At 66.5% G+C, this 19,555-nt stretch carries 19 protein-coding genes and 3 pseudogenes; 11 read left to right on the forward strand and 11 right to left on the reverse strand.

What is annotated here, in order from left to right:
- Positions 1 to 5 precede the first annotated feature (5 nt).
- The 3 genes and pseudogenes from AX767_RS02015 to AX767_RS02025 all read right to left on the reverse strand — a co-directional run bounded on the left by AX767_RS02015 (position 6) and on the right by AX767_RS02025 (position 2,201).
- Entirely contained in the window at positions 6 to 803 is a 798-nt protein-coding gene (locus AX767_RS02015; protein ID WP_156481104.1) for a transporter substrate-binding domain-containing protein, read from the reverse strand.
- Positions 804 to 858: 55 nt separating this feature from the next.
- The gene (locus tag AX767_RS02020) at positions 859 to 1,512 is read right to left on the reverse strand and encodes an amino acid ABC transporter permease (RefSeq protein ID WP_068628186.1); all 654 of its coding nucleotides are present in this window, start codon (positions 1,510 to 1,512) and stop codon (positions 859 to 861) included.
- 18 nt (positions 1,513 to 1,530) lie between these two features.
- Positions 1,531 to 2,201: pseudogene (locus AX767_RS02025) on the reverse strand (amino acid ABC transporter permease).
- A gap of 179 nt (positions 2,202 to 2,380) precedes the next feature.
- Between AX767_RS02025 and AX767_RS02030 the strand changes: the two are divergent.
- From AX767_RS02030 to AX767_RS02045, 4 genes are read left to right on the forward strand one after another with little or no spacing between them, the layout of a single operon-like run.
- On the forward strand, positions 2,381 to 3,388 hold the full coding sequence (locus AX767_RS02030; protein ID WP_156480936.1) for an acyl-CoA dehydrogenase: 1,008 nt from the start codon (positions 2,381 to 2,383) through the stop codon (positions 3,386 to 3,388).
- Positions 3,376 to 4,146, forward strand: coding sequence for a PIG-L deacetylase family protein (locus AX767_RS02035; RefSeq protein WP_068628193.1), 771 nt, complete (start codon positions 3,376 to 3,378; stop codon positions 4,144 to 4,146). The genes AX767_RS02030 and AX767_RS02035 overlap by 13 nt, the downstream gene beginning before the upstream one ends.
- Entirely contained in the window at positions 4,143 to 4,748 is a 606-nt protein-coding gene (locus AX767_RS02040) for a class I SAM-dependent methyltransferase (RefSeq protein WP_068628195.1), read from the forward strand. Before AX767_RS02035 ends, AX767_RS02040 begins: the two co-directional genes overlap by 4 nt.
- 56 nt (positions 4,749 to 4,804) lie before the next feature.
- The gene (locus AX767_RS02045) at positions 4,805 to 5,857 is read left to right on the forward strand and encodes an MBL fold metallo-hydrolase (RefSeq protein WP_443082773.1); all 1,053 of its coding nucleotides are present in this window, start codon (positions 4,805 to 4,807) and stop codon (positions 5,855 to 5,857) included.
- A 4-nt stretch (positions 5,858 to 5,861) separates the two neighbouring features.
- Here the strand turns inward: AX767_RS02045 and AX767_RS02050 are convergent, their stop codons facing one another.
- The 5 genes and pseudogenes from AX767_RS02050 to AX767_RS02070 all read right to left on the reverse strand — a co-directional run bounded on the left by AX767_RS02050 (position 5,862) and on the right by AX767_RS02070 (position 12,016).
- Positions 5,862 to 6,503 (reverse strand): glutathione S-transferase family protein, encoded by a 642-nt coding sequence (locus tag AX767_RS02050; protein ID WP_068628197.1) that lies wholly within the window; start codon positions 6,501 to 6,503, stop codon positions 5,862 to 5,864.
- Between the two features lie 26 nt (positions 6,504 to 6,529).
- Entirely contained in the window at positions 6,530 to 6,709 is a 180-nt protein-coding gene (locus AX767_RS02055; RefSeq protein WP_068628200.1) for a hypothetical protein, read from the reverse strand.
- Positions 6,709 to 9,128: pseudogene (parC, locus tag AX767_RS02060) on the reverse strand (DNA topoisomerase IV subunit A). The gene AX767_RS02055 and the pseudogene parC overlap by 1 nt, the downstream one beginning before the upstream one ends.
- A 34-nt stretch (positions 9,129 to 9,162) precedes the next feature.
- Positions 9,163 to 10,035 carry a lytic transglycosylase domain-containing protein gene (locus AX767_RS02065; protein WP_068628203.1) on the reverse strand — a complete coding sequence of 291 codons (873 nt, stop codon included), beginning with the start codon at positions 10,033 to 10,035 and terminating at the stop codon, positions 9,163 to 9,165.
- Positions 10,028 to 12,016 (reverse strand): DNA topoisomerase IV subunit B, encoded by a 1,989-nt coding sequence (locus AX767_RS02070; protein ID WP_068628205.1) that lies wholly within the window; start codon positions 12,014 to 12,016, stop codon positions 10,028 to 10,030. Before AX767_RS02070 ends, AX767_RS02065 begins: the two co-directional genes overlap by 8 nt.
- A gap of 88 nt (positions 12,017 to 12,104) precedes the next feature.
- Here AX767_RS02070 and AX767_RS02075 point away from each other — a divergent pair.
- From AX767_RS02075 to AX767_RS02095, 6 genes and pseudogenes are all read left to right on the forward strand, one after another.
- Positions 12,105 to 13,321, forward strand: a pseudogene (locus AX767_RS02075) (MFS transporter).
- A gap of 4 nt (positions 13,322 to 13,325) precedes the next feature.
- On the forward strand, positions 13,326 to 13,463 hold the full coding sequence (locus AX767_RS21500; RefSeq protein ID WP_210392675.1) for a hypothetical protein: 138 nt from the start codon (positions 13,326 to 13,328) through the stop codon (positions 13,461 to 13,463).
- Complete coding sequence (locus tag AX767_RS02080; protein WP_068628212.1) at positions 13,460 to 14,041, forward strand: class I SAM-dependent methyltransferase; 582 nt, start codon at positions 13,460 to 13,462, stop codon at positions 14,039 to 14,041. The genes AX767_RS21500 and AX767_RS02080 overlap by 4 nt, the downstream gene beginning before the upstream one ends.
- A gap of 77 nt (positions 14,042 to 14,118) precedes the next feature.
- Positions 14,119 to 14,967: a 4-hydroxy-tetrahydrodipicolinate synthase gene (gene dapA / locus AX767_RS02085; protein ID WP_068633255.1), complete on the forward strand. Its 849-nt coding sequence runs from the start codon at positions 14,119 to 14,121 to the stop codon at positions 14,965 to 14,967.
- 121 nt (positions 14,968 to 15,088) lie between these two features.
- On the forward strand, positions 15,089 to 16,177 hold the full coding sequence (bamC, locus tag AX767_RS02090) for an outer membrane protein assembly factor BamC (RefSeq protein WP_068628214.1): 1,089 nt from the start codon (positions 15,089 to 15,091) through the stop codon (positions 16,175 to 16,177).
- Positions 16,178 to 16,182: 5 nt separating this feature from the next.
- Positions 16,183 to 16,959, forward strand: coding sequence for an MBL fold metallo-hydrolase (locus AX767_RS02095; protein ID WP_068628215.1), 777 nt, complete (start codon positions 16,183 to 16,185; stop codon positions 16,957 to 16,959).
- Positions 16,960 to 17,009: 50 nt separating this feature from the next.
- Here the strand turns inward: AX767_RS02095 and AX767_RS02100 are convergent, their stop codons facing one another.
- From AX767_RS02100 to AX767_RS02110, 3 genes are all read right to left on the reverse strand, one after another.
- A complete protein-coding gene (locus AX767_RS02100) occupies positions 17,010 to 17,249 on the reverse strand; it encodes a hypothetical protein (RefSeq protein WP_068628216.1) in 240 nt (79 codons plus the stop codon).
- A gap of 87 nt (positions 17,250 to 17,336) precedes the next feature.
- Positions 17,337 to 17,846 (reverse strand): hypothetical protein, encoded by a 510-nt coding sequence (locus tag AX767_RS02105; RefSeq protein WP_068628218.1) that lies wholly within the window; start codon positions 17,844 to 17,846, stop codon positions 17,337 to 17,339.
- Entirely contained in the window at positions 17,836 to 18,972 is a 1,137-nt protein-coding gene (locus AX767_RS02110; protein WP_068628220.1) for a JmjC domain-containing protein, read from the reverse strand. The genes AX767_RS02105 and AX767_RS02110 overlap by 11 nt, the downstream gene beginning before the upstream one ends.
- 14 nt (positions 18,973 to 18,986) lie before the next feature.
- On the opposite strand from AX767_RS02110, the gene AX767_RS02115 reads away from it, so the two are divergent.
- The gene (locus AX767_RS02115) at positions 18,987 to 19,511 is read left to right on the forward strand and encodes an FKBP-type peptidyl-prolyl cis-trans isomerase (protein ID WP_068628222.1); all 525 of its coding nucleotides are present in this window, start codon (positions 18,987 to 18,989) and stop codon (positions 19,509 to 19,511) included.
- The last annotated feature ends 44 nt before the right edge of the window (positions 19,512 to 19,555 follow it).

The raw sequence follows: 19,555 nt of genomic DNA on the forward strand, positions 1-19,555 counted from the left end.
GTCGATCAGTTCAGCTTCGGCAGGTCGGTTTTCAGCCACTTCTGGTAGAGCTTGTTCAGCTCGCCGTTGGCGCTGTTCTTGGCGACGAACTCGTTCACGCTCTTCAGCAGGTCGTCCTGGCCCGGACGCATGGCGATGCCCATGGCTTGCTGCACGAGGTTGAACTTGTTTTCGAAGGTGTTGGCCGGCACGCGCTGGGCGATTTGCGCGGCGACGGTGACGGAGCAGCCGATCGCATCGACCTGGCCGGAGATCAGCGCCTGCATGGCCGAGGCGTCGTCGTCGAAACGGCGGATCTCGGTGCCTTCGGGCGCGGCTTTGGTCACCGCGACGTCTTGCGTTGAGGCACGGGCGACACCCACGCGCAGGCCCTTCAGGTCGGCGGCGGACTTGATGGGCGAAGCGGTCTTGCCGTACAGCACGATCGTCGCGGCCGCATACGGCGTCGAGAACGCGACCTGCTTGGCGCGCTCGGGCGTGACGGCCAGCGACGCGACCAGCACGTCGACCTTGTTGGTCAGGAGAAACGGAATGCGGTTCGGGCCGGTGACAGGCACGATGTTGGCCTTGACGCCCCAGTCCTTGGCGAGCAGTTTGGCCACATCGGCGTCGTAGCCGTCGGGCTGGTTTTGTGCATTGGTCGTACCGTACGGCGGAAAGTCGACCAGCATGCCGATGGTGATCTCGCCCTTTTTCTGGATGTCGGCCACGCTCTGGGCGGACGCAAAGGGAGCGAACACGGTGAGGGCGGCGCCGAGGCCCAATGCAGCCAGGGTGGCACGACGGGTGGTGGTGGAACGGATCATTTTGAAGTCTCCTGAGTTGACGGAAATCGAAGAAAAGTCGATCGAAAAAAGGTCAGCGCGCGAGCGATCGCGCCTGCCGACGCTCCATGCGGGCTGCAAGGATGCTCAGCGGCCAGCAGATGACGAAGTAAATGGCGGCCACCACCGAGAACACGATGAGCGGCTGGAAGGTGGCGTTGTTGATGATCTGCCCGGCGCGCGTGATCTCGGTGAACCCGATGATCGCCGCGAGCGACGTGCCTTTGATGATCTGCACGAGGTAGCCGACCGTCGGCGCCAGCGCGATCTTGAAAGCTTGCGGTAGCACCACGTCGCGCATGCGGGCGCCGTACTTGAGACTTAACGCCTCGGCCGCTTCCCACTGGCCGCGCGGGATGGCCTCGATGCAGCCCCGCCAGATCTCGCCGAGGAAGGCTGCGCTGTTGAGGATGAGCGCCGCACCGGCCGCGACCCACGGATTGATGTCCAGGCCGAACACCGGCGCGCCGAAGAAGATCAGGAACAGTTGCAGGAGCAGCGGGGTGCCCTGGAAGATCTGGATGAAGACCATCGAGACGCCGCGCGCCCAGCGCGATTCCGACGTGCGCATCAGCGCGATGGCGAGGCCGAGGATCGCACCGCCGACAAACGCGATCGCCGACAGCGCGAGCGTCCATTGGGCCGCTTCGAGGATGAACAGGAATTCGGGATAACCGAAGGTACGCATGGTGATGTTTCCTTGGGCTTACCGGCGGTCCGGATAGTTGAGCAAGCGCTGATAGATCAGCTTGAACATCCCGAGAACGCCAGCGCGAGCGCCAGATAGATCGCGGCGACGACGATGTAGATCTCGAAGCTGCGGAAGGTCTGCGATTGCAGGTTGGCCGCCACCGAGGTGAGGTCGTCCGCCGAGATCACCGATACGACTGCCGAGCTCAGCATCAGCAGGATGAACTGGCTCGTGAGCGCCGGGTAGATCGCCTTGAGCGCCGGCTTGATGATGACGAACCGGAAGATTTCCCAGCCCTTGAGATTGAGCGCCCTGCCCGCTTCGATCTGCCCCTTGGGAATCGACTCGATCCCTGCACGGATGATCTCAGTCGCATAGGCGCCGAGGTTCACCACCATGGCCACCAGCGCGGCCGTTTGCGGCGACCAGCGCAGGCCGATGGCCGGCAGCGCGAAGAAGAAAAAGAACAGCTGCACGAGGAACGGCGTGTTGCGGATCACCTCGATGTAGGCATTCACGATGAAGCGCAGCCAGCCCGGCCCGGCGGTCTTGCCCCAGGCGCAGAAGATCGCGACGACCAGACCGAGCACGGTGGCGATCAGCGACAGCTGGATGGTGATCCAGGTGCCCTTGAGCAGCAACGGCCAGGCCGCGAACACGGCTTCGAACTGAAATTGGTAGTTCACTGAGAAAGGGCCGGGCGTGCCCGGTGTGTGTGCAATGGCCCGCAGTGTATGAAACCGGTTTCAGAGACGCATCAGGGATTGCCCTGATCCGCGACTTGTCGCAGCCTCCTACGTCACCTGACGGACGACACCCACGGCACTGGCAGGAAATGTTGGGATGCTCCTTGCCGATGTCCGACATGCACGCCACCACACCAGAACGGGAAGAAATTTCCCGACTGCAAAAGCGCCATGGGCGTGCCCTGCGCCTTGCCACCCTGGTGGATGCCGGCGTCGACTGCGTGCCGCTGCCCGGCGCAGGCCACACCCTCGTGCGCTGGCAGCAGCTGGCTGCTGTCGCCGCGCATGACCTCTCGCTCGTCAAACTGTTCGAAGGCCACACCGACGCATTGGCGATCCTGGCCGAGTTGCACGGTCCTGCGCCCGTCACCGGCGAGCGCTGGGCGACCTGGTGCGCCGAACCGCCCGATGCGCGCGTCACCTTCGAATCCAACGGGGCCCGCGCGGGGGTTCAACTGCACGGCACCAAGTCGTGGTGCTCGGGCGCTGCCAGCGTGACCCACGCCGTGGTCAGCGGCTGGAATGCCGCAGGTGAGGCCTGCCTTGCCGCCGTCGCCCTCGACCAGCCCGGCGTGACCGTCACCGACCAGGGCTGGCACGCCGTCGGCATGGCCGGCAGCGGCAGCGTCGACGTGCGATTCGACGGCGCCGAGGCGGTGCAGCTCGGCGTGCCGGGCGACTACACGCGGCGCGCCGGCTTCTGGCATGGCGGCGCCGGCGTCGCGGCCTGCTGGTACGGCGGCGCCTGCGGCATCGCCCTGATGACGCGCGAGCGATCGCGCGGTGCCAGCGAGCCGCACCGGCTCGCGCACCTCGGCGCGATCGACGTGGCGCTGAGCGGTGCGGCCGCGCTGTTGCGCGAAGCTGCCCACTGGATCGACGCGCAGCCCGATGCCGATGCGCACGGCGTCGCCCTGCGCGTTCGTCTCGGCGTCGAGCGGGCCGCGGAAGTCGTCATGCACCACGCCGGCCGCGCGGTCGGCGCCGGGCCGCTGTGTCGCGATGCGCGTTTTGCGCAGGCGATGGCCGACCTCCCGGTTTTCCTGAGGCAGAGCCACGCCGAACGCGACCTGGCGGCACTCGGCATCCATTTACTTGATACGAAGGCACCGCTATGGACACTGTGATCGCAAGGCGCGTCAACGATCGCGCGATCGAAGGGCTTGGAACCTCCGAGCCCGCATGGTTGCGCTGGCCCGGCCTCGCGCGCCTGCCCGTCGCGTCGGCGGCCGACCTGGTGCCCGCAGGCGCACGCGTGGTGGTCGTGGCGCCGCATCCGGACGACGAGGTGTTGGCATCCGGCGGATTGCTGAGCCTGCTCGGCCGTGGCCGCACGCAGGTGCAATGGATCGCGGTGACCGACGGCACCCGCAGCCACCACGGATCGACCGAGTGGACCGCCGAACGCCTGCAGCGCGAGCGCCCCCAAGAGAGCCGCCAAGCCCTTCAACAGCTCGGCCTGCGCGACCTGGAGCCGATCCGCCTGCGCCTGCCCGATGGCGAAGTGCGGCGCGACATCCTGGCCGCGGCGCTGCAACCGCTGCTGCTGCCCGGCGACGTGATCGTCACCACCTGGCGACACGACGGCCATACCGATCACGACCAGACCGGCGCGGGCTGCGCCCTCGCGGCCCGACGCGCAGGAGCGCGACTGCTCGAAGTGCCCGTGTGGGCATGGCATTGGGCCGTTCCCGGCGATACGCGCATACCCTGGCAGCGCGCGCGCCGGCTCCTGCTCGACGCGGACGCCTCTCGCCGCAAGCAGAGCGCGGTGCAGTGTTTCCAGAGCCAGTTGCAACCCGACGCGTCGACCGGCGCCGGCCCTATTCTTCGCAGCACCACCGTGGCGCGTGCTGCACGCCCCTTCGAGGTATTTTTCGCATGACAGAAGGCAAAAAGGGTTACTTCGACGCCCTGTACAGCGAGAGCACCGATCCGTATGCCGTGCGCACCCGCTGGTATGAAGAACGCAAGCGCAGCGTGCTGATGGCCTCCCTGCCGCAACGTCGCTACACGAATGCTTTCGAGCCCGGCTGCGGCGCCGCCGAACTCACGCTGCAACTGGCCGAACGATGCGACAGCCTCCTGGCCAGCGATTTCTCCGAGGCGGCCGTGGCGTCGGCGCGTGAACGCACGCAGGCGCTGCCCAATGTGTCGATCGAGCAGCAGGTGTTGCCGGTCGATTGGCCGCATGCGCAAGGGCCGTTCGACCTGATCGTGGTGAGCGAGATCGCCTACTTTCTCGACGAGCGCGCGATCCGGATGCTGGCGCGCTTCTGCGCCGAGTCGCTCGCGGTCGACGGCACGCTGGTCGCCTGTGACTGGCGCCCCGATTTCGCCGAGCGCGCCGCCACGACCGATGCCGTCCACGCGGCGCTGGCTGAGCTCGGCCTGCCGCGCCTCGTTCGCCATGACGAGTCCGATTTCCTGCTCCAGGTATGGTCGCGCGATGCGCGCTCCGTCGCGCAGCAGGAAGGCATTCGCTGAAACACCTCCTCTTCCTCTCGCCGTCGTCCCGCATTCGCCCTCTCCGGTGGGTCGCGCTGGCATTGCTCGGTCTGGTCGCGGCCTGCACGAGCACAGGCAATTGCGAGTCGCCCTTTTCAGCGTCGCCACAGTTCAAGGGGTGCGGCTTCTCGAACCCGCCGAATCCCCAGGCCCTGCCTTCGGCCAGCGGCTGGACCATCTGGAGCCGTTTTGTGTTCGGCGACAAGGTCGATACCGTGCCTGTCGACCCGATCCCGGTGCGCGCGCTCACCCCGGCCCAACTCGAAGCCCTCGATGCGGGCGCCAACCATGTGGTGCGCCTCGGGCACTCGTCGCACCTGCTCAAGCTGCGCGGCAAGTTCTGGTTGATCGACCCGGTGTTCAGCGAGCGCGTCTCGCCCTTCAGTTTCGTGGGGCCGAAGCGCTTTCATGCGTCGCCGATGAAGCTCGAGCAGTTGCCTGCGATCGAGGGGCTGATCCTCTCGCACGACCACTACGACCACCTCGACGTGGCGACCATCGAATACCTGCGCGACCGGGTGCAACATTACTTCGTGCCGCTCGGCGTGGGCGCACGGCTGGTCGACATGGGCGTGTCGCCCTCGCGCATTACCGAGCTGGACTGGTGGCAATCCGCCACGCACGACGGCGTGCAACTCACTGCTGCGCCGGCGCAGCATTTTTCGGGACGCACGCTCAACGATCGCGACCGCACGCTGTGGGCATCGTGGATCGTGCAGAGCGGCACGCAGCGCATTTTCTACAGCGGCGATTCGGGGTACTTCAAAGGCTTCAAGGAGATCGGCGACCGCTTCGGTGGCTTCGACCTCGCCCTGATGGAAAACGGCGCGTACGACGCCTACTGGCCCGCCGTGCACATGACGCCCGAGCAGAGCGTGCAGGCCTTTCAGGATCTTCGCGGCAAGGTGCTGTACTCGGTGCACAACAGCACCTTCGACCTCGCCTTCCACACGTGGCACGAACCCCTGGACCGCATCGCGGACCTGTCGGAAGCGCGCCAGATCGACCTCGCCACGCCGGAAATCGGCGAGGTGCTCACGGTCGGCGCGCCGCGCAAGAACGTGCGCTGGTGGGCCGGGTTGAAGTAGCCGCTCAGGTGAGCAGCAGCGCCATGCCGGGGTCACCCTTCTGCATGGCGCGCTGGTAGGCCTCGCGGGCGCCGATGCGGCCGAGGTAGGCCAGGATGTGCGGATACGGCGCGAGGTCCAGCGGATAGAAGTAGCGCATGGTCGTGAGCGAGAACACCAGCATGATGTCCGCCGCAGTGAGGTCGGCGCCCGCAAGGTAGGCCACCTCGCCCAGCCTGGCCTCCAGCAGATCCAGCACCAGCGTCAACCGCCCGCGCGTGCCGACGAGCACGGCGTTGTCGGCCGGCAGGTCGAGCCGGCTGAGGATCATGTTGCGGCCCATGTTCGGCTGGAAGTTGCCGTTCGCGAAGTGCAGCCAGTAGAGATACTGCGAGAAGTCCGGGTGGTCCGGTGCCACCACGAGGCGCCCATCGCCGTACTTGGCGAGGATGTAATCGATGATCGCGCCCGACTCGGCCAGCAGGAGGTTGTCGTCGGTGATCACCGGGGCGGCGCCGAGCGGATGCAGCGCTTTCAGTTCGGGCGGCGACAGGTTCGTCACGGCATCGCGCGTGTAGTGTTTGAGCGCATACGGGACGCCGAGCTCTTCGCAGAGCCAGAGGATGCGTTCGGATTGCGACTTGCCGAGGTGATGGATGGTGAGCATGGAGGGTCTCGTGTGATTGGAGGGTTTCAGCGTTGCTTGCGGCGCTCGCGCGCGCGCCGCACCTGGCGGCTCTGCGCCGCCTCGGTCACGGCGCGCTCACGCGCTGCCTTTTTCTCGCGCCGGCTGCGCGACAGCCAGCGACCGATCAGGAAGCTGGCGAGACCGCTGACGAGCGCGATCACGATGGCGATGGGTCCGACGTCCATCACAGCACCCGCACGATCGTGGTCGGCTTGAAGCCGAGGTCCGCCGCCTTGCCTTTGCGACCGCGCGCAGCGCGGGCGTTGTTCAGGCTGCGGATCTCCAATGTCTCGTCGCGCTCCTTGCCGCCGCGTCCGAGCCCTCGATCTTCACGCTGCGCGTGTAGGCCGCCGCACCGGCCAGCGTGTCCTTGGGGTCGAGATCGATCAGCGTCAAGCCGCGTCCGCCTTTGGGCAGGCTCTTGAGTTCGCTGATCTCGAAAGTGAGGATGCGGCCGCCGGCCGACGCGCACGCGACATGCGTCGCTGCCGGCATCGGCTCGGCACCACTCGCGCCGCCGACCAGCGAGGGCCGACACAGTTGCTCGCCTTCGCCCACGTCGATGAAGGCCTTGCCGCCGCGCTGGCGCGACATCATGTTTTCGACCGCGGCGATGAAACCGTAGCCGCCGGTGTTCGACAGCAGCACGCTGGCGCCGACCGGCCCGGCGAAGTAGTGCGCCACCTGCGTTCCGCTGTCCAGCTCGATCAACGTCGTGATCGGCTGGCCGTCGCCCCGCGCGCCGGGCAGCGACGCCACCGGCACCGTGTACACCCGCACGCCCTTGTCCTTCGCGGTGCCGAACACCAGCAGGGTATCGACCGTGCGGCACTCGAAGGCGCCATACAGCGAATCGCCGGACTTGAAAGCGTACTCGACGGCGGTGGCCGTGCCCGCCGCGGACTTGTCGGCCCGCTCGCTGGCCCAGCCCTTCTGTGCACGGACCCAGCCCTTCTGCGACACGATGACCGTGACCGGCTCGTCGATGACCTTGACTTCGGCGATTGCGCGCTTCTCGGCCTGGATCAGCGTGCGGCGCGCATCCTCGAAGGTCTTGGCGTCCTGCTCGATTTCCTTCACCAGCAGGCGGCGCAGGGTGGCCGGGCTGCCGAGGATGTCTTCGAGCTTCTTCTGCTCTTCCTTCAGGCCCTTGAGCTCCTGCTCGATCTTGATGGCTTCGAGGCGCGCGAGCTGCCGCAGCCGGATCTCGAGGATGTCTTCGGCCTGGCGATCGCTGAGGTTGAAGCGCGCGATGAGCGCCGCCTTGGGGTCGTCGGCCGCGCGAATGATCGCGATCACCTCGTCGATGTTGAGCAGCACCAGCTGCCGGCCTTCGAGGATGTGAATGCGGTCGAGCACCTTGTCCAGGCGATGGCGCGAGCGCTTCTCGACCGTGATCTCGCGGAAGGCGATCCACTCGTTGAGCATCTGGCGCAACGATTTTTGCGTCGGCTTGCCGTCGATGCCGACCATCGTCAGGTTGATCGACGACGAGGTTTCGAGCGAGGTCTGCGCGAGCAGCGTGGTGATGAATTCTTCCTGGCTGATGCGCGAGGTCTTGGGCTCGAACACCAGGCGCACCGCCGCGTCCTTGCTCGATTCGTCGCGCACCACGTCGAGCACCGACAGCATGCCGGCCTTCAGCTGCGTCTGGTCGGCGGAGAGCGCCTTCTTGCCGGCCTTGAGCTTCGGATTGGTGATCTCCTCGATCTCTTCGAGCACCTTTTGCGTGCTGACGCCCGGCGGCAGCTCGTTCACCACGAGCTGCCACTGGCCACGCGCCAGGTCTTCGATCTTCCAGCGGGCACGCACCTTGAGCGAGCCCCGGCCCGTGCGATACGCCTCGGCGATGTCGCCGGCGCCGCTGATGATCTGCGCGCCGCCCGGATAGTCCGGCCCGGGAATGATCGTGAAGAGCTCCTCTTCGCTCAGCTTGCCGTTGCTCTTGATGAGCGCCACGCAGGCATCCGCAATTTCGCGCAGGTTGTGGCTCGGGATCTCGGTGGCCAGGCCGACCGCGATGCCGCTCGCGCCGTTGAGCAGCGTGAACGGCAGGCGCGCGGGCAAGAGGCGCGGCTCGATCGTCGAGCCGTCGTAGTTGGGGATGAAGTCGACCGTGCCTTCGTCGATCTCGTCGAGCAGCAGGCTGGTGATGCGCGCGAGCCGCGCTTCGGTGTAGCGCATGGCGGCGGCGCCGTCGCCATCGCGGCTTCCGAAGTTGCCTTGCCCGTCGACCAGCGGATAGCGCTGCGAAAAGTCCTGCGCCATGCGCACCAGCGCGTCGTAGGCGGCCTGGTCGCTGTGCGGGTGGAAGCGGCCGAGCACGTCACCGACGACGCGGGCACTTTTCACCGGCTTGGCGCCGACGGTGGCGTTGGCACCGCCAAAGCCGAGCCCCATGCGCGACATCGAATAAAGGATGCGGCGCTGCACCGGCTTCTGGCCGTCGGACACGTCGGGCAGTGCGCGGCCCTTGACCACGCTCAGCGCGTACTCGAGGTAGGCGGTTTGCGCGTAGTCGGCCAGCGTGACCGTGCCGTCGGCATCGGGCTCGGGCGGCACGGACGGCGGGGTGAGATCGAGCGGGGGTTGGGAATCGTCCATCGTCTGTCTGTCGTTCGGAAAAATCGGGTGGGTGTCAGTTGTCGGTCGCGGGCGCTGCAGGCATGTAAGGCGAAGTGGGTGGCGGCGTCGTGAGAAGCGGCGAAGACAGTTCGGGCATCTGCACCGGCTGCGATGGCGGCATGTTGCCGCGTCCGAGCGCACCGCCGATCTCCATCTTCACCCGGCCGGGCGCCTTGCCGCCGCCTTTCGCAACGCCGCCCCCACCGGGCTTCAGGTAGGCGTAGAGCTGCAGCACCGTCTTCACGTAATTCTGCGTCTCTTTGTAGTTGGGGATCTTGTTGCCCGCGCGCTGGACCGCCCCTTCGCCCGCGTTGTAGGCGGCCACGGCGAGTTCGAGGTCGCCCTGGAACAGCGCGATGAGGTCGCGCAAGTAGCGCGTCCCCGCGGCGATATTGACGCGCGGGTCGAACAGCTTCTTCTCGATCGTCGCCTTCTTGTCGGCCTGCACGCCATAGCGCTGCGCGGTGGCGGGCATCAGTTGCATGAGGCCGATCGCGCCCTTGGGCGAGACCGCCTGCGCGTCGAATCCCGATTCGGCCGCGACGAGTGCCTGGAGCAATTCGTAGTCGATGGCGTGGCGCTGCGCGGCTTCGCGCAACGCGGCCTTGACGGTCTTGTAGCTGGGCGAGGCTTCGAACAACGCGACCAGCGTCTGCGACGCGGGCGGCACCTTGCCGGCCACGGGCGCGCCGGGCCGGCCGAGACCTTCGGCCGTGTCGAAACTTTGCCCGCCACGAAAGAAAAGTTGATAGCGCGCATCCAGCTTTTCGGCCGCGAAATGCGCGGTACCGCGCTCGTCGACGTAGCCGTAGATGTCGGCGGCGTGGACGACCGGCTGGAGCAGGAGCAACAGCAGGCCGAGCATCAACGCGCGACAGCTAGACATCAATCTCGATGTCGTCGGCGCGGATCTCCATCAGTTCACGCCGCGCCGCCGCCTCGCCCTTGCCCATGAGCTTGGTGATCTCGCCCTGGGTCGCCGTGAAATCCATGCGGCCAAGCCGTATCTGAAGCAGGCGGCGCGTGTCCGGATTGAGCGTGGTTTCCCACAGCTGCTCGGCGCTCATTTCGCCCAGGCCCTTGAAGCGGCTGATGCTCCATGCACCTTCTTTCACGCCGTCCTTGCGCAGCTTGTCGAGCGTGGCGACGAGTTCGCCTTCGTCCAGCGCGTACACCTTGGAGGCCGGCTTCTTGCCACGGGCCGGCGCGTCCACGCGGAACAAAGGCGGCTTGGCGACGTACACGTGCCCCGCGTCGATCAGCTTCGGAAAGTGACGAAAGAACAGCGTGAGCAGCAGCACCTGGATGTGGGAGCCGTCGACGTCGGCGTCGCTCAGGATGCACACCTTGCCGTAGCGCAGACCGCTCATGTCGGGCAGGTCGTTCGGGCCGTGCGGATCGACGCCGATGGCCACCGAGATGTCGTGGATTTCGGTGTTGGCGAAGAGCCGGTCGCGGTCGACCTCCCAGGTGTTGAGCACCTTGCCGCGCAACGGCAGCACGGCCTGGCATTCCTTGTCGCGGCCCATCTTGGCACTGCCGCCAGCCGAATCGCCCTCGACCAGAAACACCTCGTTGTGACTGATGTCCTTGCTCTCGCAATCGGTCAGTTTGCCCGGCAGCACGGCCACGCCGGAGCCCTTGCGTTTCTCGACCTTCTGGCCGGCCTTCTGGCGCGTCTGCGCGGCCTTGATGGCGAGCTCAGCGAGCTTCTTGCCGTAGTCGACGTGCTGGTTGAGCCACAGCTCGAGCGCCGGGCGCACGAAGCTGGACACCAGACGCACCGCATCGCGCGAGTTCAGGCGTTCCTTGATCTGGCCCTGGAACTGCGGATCGAGCACCTTGGCGCTCAGCACGTAGCTGGCGCGCGCGAACACGTCTTCGGGCAGCAGCTTCACGCCCTTGGGCAGCAGCGAATGGAATTCGATGAAGCTCTTGACGGCATTGAACAGGCCGTCGCGCAGGCCGCTTTCGTGTGTGCCGCCGGCGCTGGTCGGGATCAGGTTCACGTAGCTCTCGCGCACCGGCTGGCCGTCTTCGGTGAAGGCCACGCACCAGTCGGCGCCCTCGCCTTCGGCGAAGTTGTCGGCGTTCTTGTCGGCATGGCCCGCGCCTTCGAACAGCGGGATCACCGGCTCGCCGTTGAGCGTCTGCATCAGGTAGTCACGGAGGCCGCCCTTGTACAGCCAGTTCTGGATGTCCTTGGTCTTCTCGTTGACCAGCGTCACGGTGACGCCCGGCATCAGCACGGCCTTGCTGCGCAGCAGGTGCATCAGCTCGGCCATCGGCAGCACGGCAGTTTCGAAATACTTGGCATCGGGCCAGGCGCGCACCGTGGTGCCTTGCTTGCGGTCGCCGGCGGTCTGCGGGCGGATCTCGAGTGCCTCGATCACGTCGCCGGCCGAGAACGCGAGCTGGGCGACCTTGCCTTCGCGGTACGACACCACCTCGAGCCGCTTGGACAGCGCATTGGTCACCGACACGCCGACGCCGTGCAAGCCACCGGAAAAACTGTAGGCACCGCCCGAGCCCTTGTCGAACTTGCCGCCGGCGTGCAGCCGGGTAAAGACCAGTTCGACCACCGGCGCCTTCTCTTCAGGGTGCATGCCGAACGGAATGCCCCGGCCGTCGTCTTCGATGCTGACCGACTGGTCGGCGTGCAGCGTGACCTTGATCTTCTTGCCGTACCCGGCGAGCGCCTCGTCGGCGGCGTTGTCGAGCACTTCCTGAATGATGTGCAGGGGGTTGTCGGTGCGGGTGTACATGCCCGGCCGCTGCTTGACGGGCTCGAGGCCCTTGAGGACGCGGATCGAACCTTCGGAATAGCCGGACGGGGTCACTGAGGAAGTCTTGGGAGGAGTCGCCATGGGGGCGGATTGTATTCGTCGAGCGACGCTGCACTGTATGGATGTACAGACCGCAGCAGAAGGACGCATCAGCGGCTACATTGCCCGGATGAACGCCCAGGCTCGCGCCCTTTCCACCAAACAAGTCCTGCTGTGCGGCGCCTTGATCGTCACGCTCTCGATGGGCATCCGTCATGGCTTTGGCCTCTGGCTGCAACCGATCACCCAGGAGCAGGGCTGGACGCGGCAGACCTTTTCGTTCGCGCTCGCGATCCAGAACCTGTCGTGGGGCGTGATCGGCGTCTTCGCCGGCATGCTGGCGGACAAGCTCGGCGCATTTCGCGTGTTGCTGATCGGCACTGTGCTCTACGCGCTGGGCCTCGCCGGCATGGCGCTGTCGCCGACGCCCTTTTTGTTCGCGATGACGGCCGGCGTGCTCATCGGCGCCGCGCAGGCAGGCACCACCTACGCCGTGATCTACGGCGTGATCGGGCGGCAGATTCCGGCGGAACGGCGGTCTTGGGCAATGGGCGTGGCCGCAGCCGCCGGCTCGTTCGGCCAGTTCCTCATGGTCCCGATCGAGGGGCAACTGATCGCGCAGTTCGGCTGGCACACGGCGTTGCTGGTGCTGGCGGCGGTGGTGCTGCTGGTCGTGCCGCTGGCCTTCGGCCTGCGCGAACCGCCCCGCGTGCTATCGGCCAATGCCCGCGCCAGCAAACCATCGTTCAGGCGGTGACCGAAGCCTTCAAATACCCGAGCTTCGGCCTGCTGATGGCCGGCTATTTCGTCTGCGGCTTCCAGGTGGTCTTCATCGGGGTGCACATGCCGAGCTATCTGCGCGACAAGGGCCTATCGCCCGAGGTGGCGAGCTACGCGCTGGCGCTCATCGGGCTGTTCAACGTGTTCGGCACCTACACCGCGGGCACGCTGGGGCAAAAGCTGGCCAAGCGGAAGATCCTGGCGGCCATCTACTTCGGGCGTGCCATCGCGATCGCGGTCTTTTTGATGGTGCCGATCTCGCCGCTCTCGGTTTATGTGTTCGCTGCGGTGATCGGCTTCCTGTGGCTGTCGACGGTGCCGCCGACCAACGCGCTGGTCGCGCAGATTTTCGGGGTGGCGCACCTGTCGATGCTGAGCGGCTTCGTGTTCCTCGGCCACCAGTTCGGCTCCTTCCTCGGTGTCTGGCTGGGCGGCTATCTGTATGACCGGACGGGCAGCTACGACATCGTCTGGTACATCTCGATCGCGCTGGGCGTTTTCGCGGCGCTGATCAACCTGCCGGTCAAGGAAACTGCGATCGTGCGCGCCACGCCGCAGCCCGCCTGACATGGTGTCGCCCGCGCGTCATCGCTGGGCACAGGCCGGCTGGTGCGCGCTGGCGATCGTGGTGCTGGCCGGCGTCTTCGTGCTCTACACGCGACCGGCGTTCATGGTCGCGATGATCGACCAGGTCTGGGCCTGCTTTTGAGCACCGACCACGGCGTTGCTGCGCCTTCGCGCTGGATCGTGCGCTGGTCGCATCTGGTGCCGAGCGCCGGCCGTGTGCTGGACGTCGCCTGCGGCAGCGGCCGCCACGCACGCTGGTTTGTCGAGCGAAACCATCCGGTCACCGGCGTGGACAGGTCGCAGGCGGCGATCAATGCGATCGCCGCGCTCGGGCCGGCGGTGCGCCCCGTCCATGCCGACATCGAAGGCGGACCGTGGCCGTTGGCTGGCGAGACTTTTGATGCAGTGATTGTCACCAACTATCTCTGGCGACCACGGCTTGCCGCCATCGTCGGCGCCGTCGCGCCGGGCGGCGTCCTGTTGTACGAAACCTTTGCGGCGGGCAACGAAACTGTCGGCAAGCCGTCGCGCCCCGATTTCCTGTTGCAGCCGGGCGAACTGCTGACGGCCTGCGCCGGGTTGCGGGTGGTGGCGTACGAAAACGGCTTCATGGCCGCACCGGAGCGCTTCGTACAACGGATCGCCGCGGTCCGCCCCGCCGTCGATCCTCAGGAAAACCCGGCTCGCCACTCGCTGGGGTCGGGCCCGGCCAATCAGTAGAATGCCGGTTTCGTCCAACCGACAAAGAGATCCCCTTGGAGCAACTGACAGGCAGCATCGTCGCGCTGGTCACGCCGATGCACGAAGACGGCAGTGTCGACTACCCCGCCCTCCGCAAGCTCATCGACTGGCACATCGACGAAGGCACCGACTGCCTCGGTGTGGTCGGCACCACCGGCGAATCGCCGACGGTCGACGTCGAAGAGCACTGCGAAATCATCCGCGTCTCGGTCGAACAGGCCAAAGGCCGCGTTCCAGTGATGGCCGGCTGCGGCGCGAACTCGACCAAAGAAGCGATCGAACTCGCCAAGTTCGCCAAAGGCGTCGGCGCGAATTCGCAGCTGCAGGTGGTCCCGTACTACAACAAGCCGACGCAAGAAGGCCAGTACCAGCATTTCAAGGCCATCGCCGAAGCGGTGGGCGACCTCCCGACCGTGCTCTACAACGTGCCGGGGCGCACGGTCGCCGATATGGCGCACGACACCGTGCTGCGCCTCGCGCAGGTGCCGGGCATCATCGGCATCAAGGAGGCGACCGGCAACATCGAACGGGCCCAGTGGCTCATTCGCGATCTGCCGAAAAGCTTCGCGGTGTATTCGGGGGACGACCCCAGCGCCGTCGCGCTCATGCTGTGCGGCGGCCAGGGCAACATCAGCGTCACGGCCAACATTGCGCCGCGCAAGATGCACGAACTGTGCGTGGCGGCGATCGCCGGCGACGTGAAGAAGGCCATGCGCATCCAGTTCGAACTGATGCCGCTGCACCGCCATCTGTTCGTCGAACCGAATCCGATCCCGCTGAAGTGGGCCATGGCGCGTCTCGGTCGCTGCGGCGGCGCGATGCGGCTGCCGCTGACCGAGCTGTCGGAGATCCATTGGCCCGTGGTGGAACGCGCGTTGCGCGACACCGGCCTGCTCAAGGACTGAGCGCACTTTTCTGTCGCACGCGCAGAGCGGTCCAGGCAACCTTTTGCCGGGAATCCGCTCTGACGCTGTCATTGCGGTAACCCGACAACCTGATCGAACCATTCCAACAAGGAAGACGACTTTGAACAACCTTTCGCGATTCGCACTGCTGGCACTGGTTGCCAACCTCGCCGCCTGCTCCGTCCTCGAGTCCGACAAGATCGACTACAAGAGCGCCGGCAAGGCTCCGACGCTCGAAGTGCCGCCCGACCTTTCGCAGCTTTCGCGCGAAAACCGCTACGCCGTCCCCGGCGGCCCAGTGTCGGCCAATTCGTATCAGGCCGGCCTGGCCAATGCGCCGGGCCTTCCCACCGCCGTTTCGGCCGTCGGCGACGTGCGCATGGAACGCGCCGGCACGCAGCGTTGGATCGTCGTCAACCGCACGCCCGAGCAACTCTGGGATCCGGTCAAGGATTTCTGGCAGGAGAACGGCTTCCTGCTGACCACCGAGCAGCGCAACCTCGGCATCATGGAGACCGATTGGGCGGAGAACCGGGCCAAGCTGCCGCAGGACATCATTCGCAGCACCATCGGCAAGCTGGTCGATTCGATCTATTCCACGGGCGAACTCGATCGCTTCCGCACCCGCATGGAACGTGGCCCGAACGGCGCCACCGAAATCTTCATCGCGCATCGCGGCATGGAAGAGGTCTACAGCAACCAGCGCAAAGACCAGACCGTCTGGCAGCCGCGCCCCGTCGATCCTGAACTCGAGACCGAATTCCTGCGCCGCCTGATGGTCAAGCTCGGCGTGTCACAAGAGCAGGCCAAGCTGCTCGCCGCCACGGCCGCACCGGTGCAAACCGCCAAGGTCACGAACATCGGCGGCCAGCCGGTCGCCCAGATCAGCGAAGGCTTCGAGCGGGCCTGGCGTCGTGTCGGCCTGGCACTCGACCGGACCGGCTTCACCGTAGAAGACCGCGATCGCAGCGCCGGAACCTATTTCGTGCGCTATGTGCCGCCGAACCCCGACAAGAGCGAACCCGGCGTGCTGTCGAAGCTGTTCAGCTTCGGCCAGAGCGGCAAGGGCGAAGCGCCACTCAAGTTCCGCGTGCTGGTCAAGAGCCAGGGCGAGCAGAGCACCGTGTCGGTGCTGAACGAAGCCGGCGCGCCCGAGACGTCCGCCAACGCACAGCGCATCGTTCAGGTCATTGCCGACGACATGAAGTAAGCCGCGTGCTGCGCTTCCGAAGCCTCGGCAGCGGCAGCACCGGGAACGCCACGCTGGTGGAAGCCACCAGCGGCGGGCGCACCTCGCGGCTGCTCGTGGACTGCGGCTTCGCCCTGCGTCACCTCGACGCGCGGCTGGCCCGCGCAGGATTGAGCGCCGGCGATATCGATGCAGTGTTCGTCACGCACGAACACGGCGATCACATCGGTTGCGCGCATGCCCTCTCCCGCCGAAATCGAGTGCCCGTGTGGATGAGCGAGGGCACATGGCTGGCCACCGGCGGCCGCGACTACGAGGGGCGCGTGCATTTCGCGGTAGACGCAAGCGACATCGCAGTCGGCGAGCTGCTCGTGCAGCCCTTTACCGTGCCGCACGACGCCAAAGAACCGCTCCAGCTTCGCTGCACCGATGGCGCCCGGCACCTGGGCATCCTGACCGATCTCGGGCACGCGACCCCCCATGTGATGGCGCGGCTCGCCGGACTCGACGCGATGCTGCTGGAGTTCAATCACGACAGCGACCTGCTCGCGACTTCGGCCTACCCGGCCTTCCTAAAGCACCGCGTGGGCGGCAACTACGGCCACCTGTCGAACGCGGCTGCAGCGTCGATTGCCAGCGCCATCGCGCACGGCGGGCTTCGCCATGTCGTGGCGGCGCACCTCAGCGAGCAGAACAACCGGCCGGACATCGTGCGACGCGTTCTGGCCGAAGCGCTCGGCGCGGCCGAGCACGACATGATCACGGCGACCGCTGCAGACGGATCGCCCTGGCTGGACGTCTGATCCATTGAAAAAGCCGCCCGAGGGCGGCTTTTTCTTGTGGGTGATGCAGGTTACTTCGGCGCGGAAGCAGCGTCCTTGGGCGCATCGGCGGAGGGGGTCGCCATCGTCGCATCGGGCGCCGGCGTCGGCGACATCGCACCGGGGGCGGCGGACTCTACAGCGGGCGCAGCGGGCGGCGTGACCACGGCCGGAGGCGGCGTGACCACCGCCGGCGCGGCATCTTCCTTCTTGCCGCAAGCTGTGAGTGCAGCCGCAGTGACCAGCGAAGCGATGAGAACAAATTTCTTCATGAAATCTCCTGAGTGGATATCGATGCAAAAATTCTAGACCTCGATGGCCGCGCAGCGACCGAATTCGCCGGGATTCGGGCCCTCGGCTTACAAGCCGAGCGTCGACGCCGGAAAACCCGGCCTGCCCTGGCGAATGCACTCGTCGATGCGCTCGCGCAGCGCGGCGCGGCGCTCCGGATCGCGGCCGCAAACGCCGCGCCCGCGCTCCGGGTCGACGCGGTGCATGAACCACGAAGGCGTCCAGATGGCGCTGGGCACCGGCGGCGCGCCCGCCGCGTTGCAAACCCTGCATTCGACGATGTGGCTCCAGGTCTGGCGCCATTGCACGAAGCGCGCGTGTCCGCGCTCGAACACATCGAAGCGCTGGGCCAACAGGATGAAGCTGCGGCCACTGCGCGACCAGGCCTGGAGCGCCTCCAGCGTGGCACGCTCGCCCAACGGCCAGTCGGTGAAGGCGGGATCGCTCAGCACGATCTCGCGCCAGTTGTGGTGCGCGGCAGCCGCCAGCGCGATACGCAGGTTCGTGTCGAAGGCTTTGGGGCCATCGAAGGCGCCGTCCGGCAACGCGGCCAAATCGGGCAACGCGTCAGGTGCCATGGACCCACCCTGCTTCGCACCAGTCTTGAAGCAGCGCAATCGCGTCCTCGCTGGCGCGCCCCAAGGCCCGCGGCCCGAGCGAACGTGCATCGGCCAGCTGGCGCATGAGCGTCGCATCGCGTCCGGCGGCCCGAAAGCTCTCGCCGTTGATGAACACGCGGCGATCGTCGTACAGCATGCGCGTGCGGCGATCGAGCGACAGCGAAACGAAACGGTCCGGCGTCTCGCCGCTCTCGAACCACACATTGGCTTTCGGTTCGGTCATGGATTCACCCAGAGCACGGTCGATCACATCGGACTGCCGCAAGGCGTCTTCGACCGCCTTGCGCGCGAAGGCCTGGAGGGCCGCCGGCATCGCCGCAGGCTGGCCGACGGCGGGCTGCGCGGGATCCCGATAAGGCACCGCCACGGCGGTGGCGTCGGCGAGTTCGTCGGCTTGCGCTTCGGCGATGCGCGCGAGCAAATCGGCCCCGAGCCCCGCGGCCGAGGGCGCGCGCAACCCGATCGAGTACGTCATGCAGTCGCCGCCGACCGCGACCCCGTCGTGCGCATAACGCGGCGGCAGATAAAGCATGTCGCCGGCGTCGAGCACGAAGGTCATTTCGGGCTCGAACCGTTCGAGGATCTTGAGCGGGACATCGGGCTGCAACGACAGGTCGCGCTGCCGCCCGATCGACCAGCGTCGCTGTCCGCAGGCCTGCAGCAGGAAGACGTCGTAGCTGTCGAAGTGCGCGCCGACGCCGCCGGTATCGCTCGCGTAGCTGACCATCAGGTCGTCGAGCCGCGCATCGGGCAAAAACCGAAACGATTGCAGCAGCGCATGCGCAGCGTCGTCGTGCAGGTCGACGCCTTGCACGAGCAACGTCCATCCAGGCTGGCTGCGTGAAGGCAATGCACGGCGCGGGAACGGTCCGTGGCGCAGCTTCCAGCCGCTGTCGACGCGACGGATCAGCCGAGACTCGACATCTTCCTTCGCGGCCAGCGCGAACAGCGCATCGCGATCGACAGGCGCGCGCAGGCCGGGAATGGCCTGGCGCACGACCAGCGGTTTCTTTTGCCAGTGGCGGCGCATGAACTGCGCGGCCGTGAGTCCGCCGAGCAGCGGCAAGGGGTGGTGGGTCTCCATGGGAGAATTCTGCAATGGAAATCTCTCAACAATGCGTGGTGGGGCTCACCTGGACCCTGAAAGACACTCTCGGCGAAGTGCTCGACGTGCTCGACGACCCGGTGGAATTTTTGATCGGTGGCGACGATCTGTTCGATGCGATCGAGGCGGCCCTTCAAGGTCATGAGCCCGGCGCCCGGGTGCAACTGCAAATCGAACCGGAGCAGGCCTTCGGCGATTTCAACGACCAGTTGCTCTTCCTGGAGCCGCGCGCCCTCTTCCCGAAGGAACTCGAGGAAGGCATGACCTTCGACGGTGCCGCCCTGCCGGCGGGCACCAATCCGACGATGCCGCGCGATGCGATCTACGCGGTGACCGAGGTGTACCCGGAACACGTGGTGCTCGATGGCAACCATCCGTTAGCCGGCATCGCGCTGCGGCTCGACATGACGGTGCGCTCGGTGCGCGAAGCGACCGAAGAAGAAATCGGTCGCGGATCGGCCGGAACCGGATTTTTCAAGCTGCCGTCCGTTGCACCGGGCAACGACCTGCTGCACTGAACCGGCGCACGGCTCTGTCGAAGGCGAAAAAAAGCCGGGCAACG

The organism is Variovorax sp. PAMC 28711, from assembly GCF_001577265.1.
Classification (GTDB): domain Bacteria; phylum Pseudomonadota; class Gammaproteobacteria; order Burkholderiales; family Burkholderiaceae_C; genus Variovorax.

What these genes read in the sequence shown, in the direction of transcription:
- AX767_RS02020 (WP_068628186.1), bottom strand. Translation starts at nt 1,512, where the DNA reads ATGCGTACCTTCGGTTATCCCGAATTCCTGTTCATCCTCGAAGCGGCC.
- AX767_RS02030 (WP_156480936.1), top strand. Translation starts at nt 2,381, where the DNA reads ATGCACGCCACCACACCAGAACGGGAAGAAATTTCCCGACTGCAAAAG.
- AX767_RS02035 (WP_068628193.1), top strand. Translation starts at nt 3,376, where the DNA reads ATGGACACTGTGATCGCAAGGCGCGTCAACGATCGCGCGATCGAAGGG.
- AX767_RS02040 (WP_068628195.1), top strand. Translation starts at nt 4,143, where the DNA reads ATGACAGAAGGCAAAAAGGGTTACTTCGACGCCCTGTACAGCGAGAGC.
- AX767_RS02050 (WP_068628197.1), bottom strand. Translation starts at nt 6,503, where the DNA reads ATGCTCACCATCCATCACCTCGGCAAGTCGCAATCCGAACGCATCCTC.
- AX767_RS02055 (WP_068628200.1), bottom strand. Translation starts at nt 6,709, where the DNA reads ATGGACGTCGGACCCATCGCCATCGTGATCGCGCTCGTCAGCGGTCTC.
- AX767_RS02065 (WP_068628203.1), bottom strand. Translation starts at nt 10,035, where the DNA reads ATGTCTAGCTGTCGCGCGTTGATGCTCGGCCTGCTGTTGCTCCTGCTC.
- AX767_RS02070 (WP_068628205.1), bottom strand. Translation starts at nt 12,016, where the DNA reads ATGGCGACTCCTCCCAAGACTTCCTCAGTGACCCCGTCCGGCTATTCC.
- dapA (WP_068633255.1), top strand. Translation starts at nt 14,119, where the DNA reads ATGCACGAAGACGGCAGTGTCGACTACCCCGCCCTCCGCAAGCTCATC.
- AX767_RS02100 (WP_068628216.1), bottom strand. Translation starts at nt 17,249, where the DNA reads ATGAAGAAATTTGTTCTCATCGCTTCGCTGGTCACTGCGGCTGCACTC.
- AX767_RS02105 (WP_068628218.1), bottom strand. Translation starts at nt 17,846, where the DNA reads ATGGCACCTGACGCGTTGCCCGATTTGGCCGCGTTGCCGGACGGCGCC.
- AX767_RS02110 (WP_068628220.1), bottom strand. Translation starts at nt 18,972, where the DNA reads ATGGAGACCCACCACCCCTTGCCGCTGCTCGGCGGACTCACGGCCGCG.
- AX767_RS02115 (WP_068628222.1), top strand. Translation starts at nt 18,987, where the DNA reads ATGGAAATCTCTCAACAATGCGTGGTGGGGCTCACCTGGACCCTGAAA.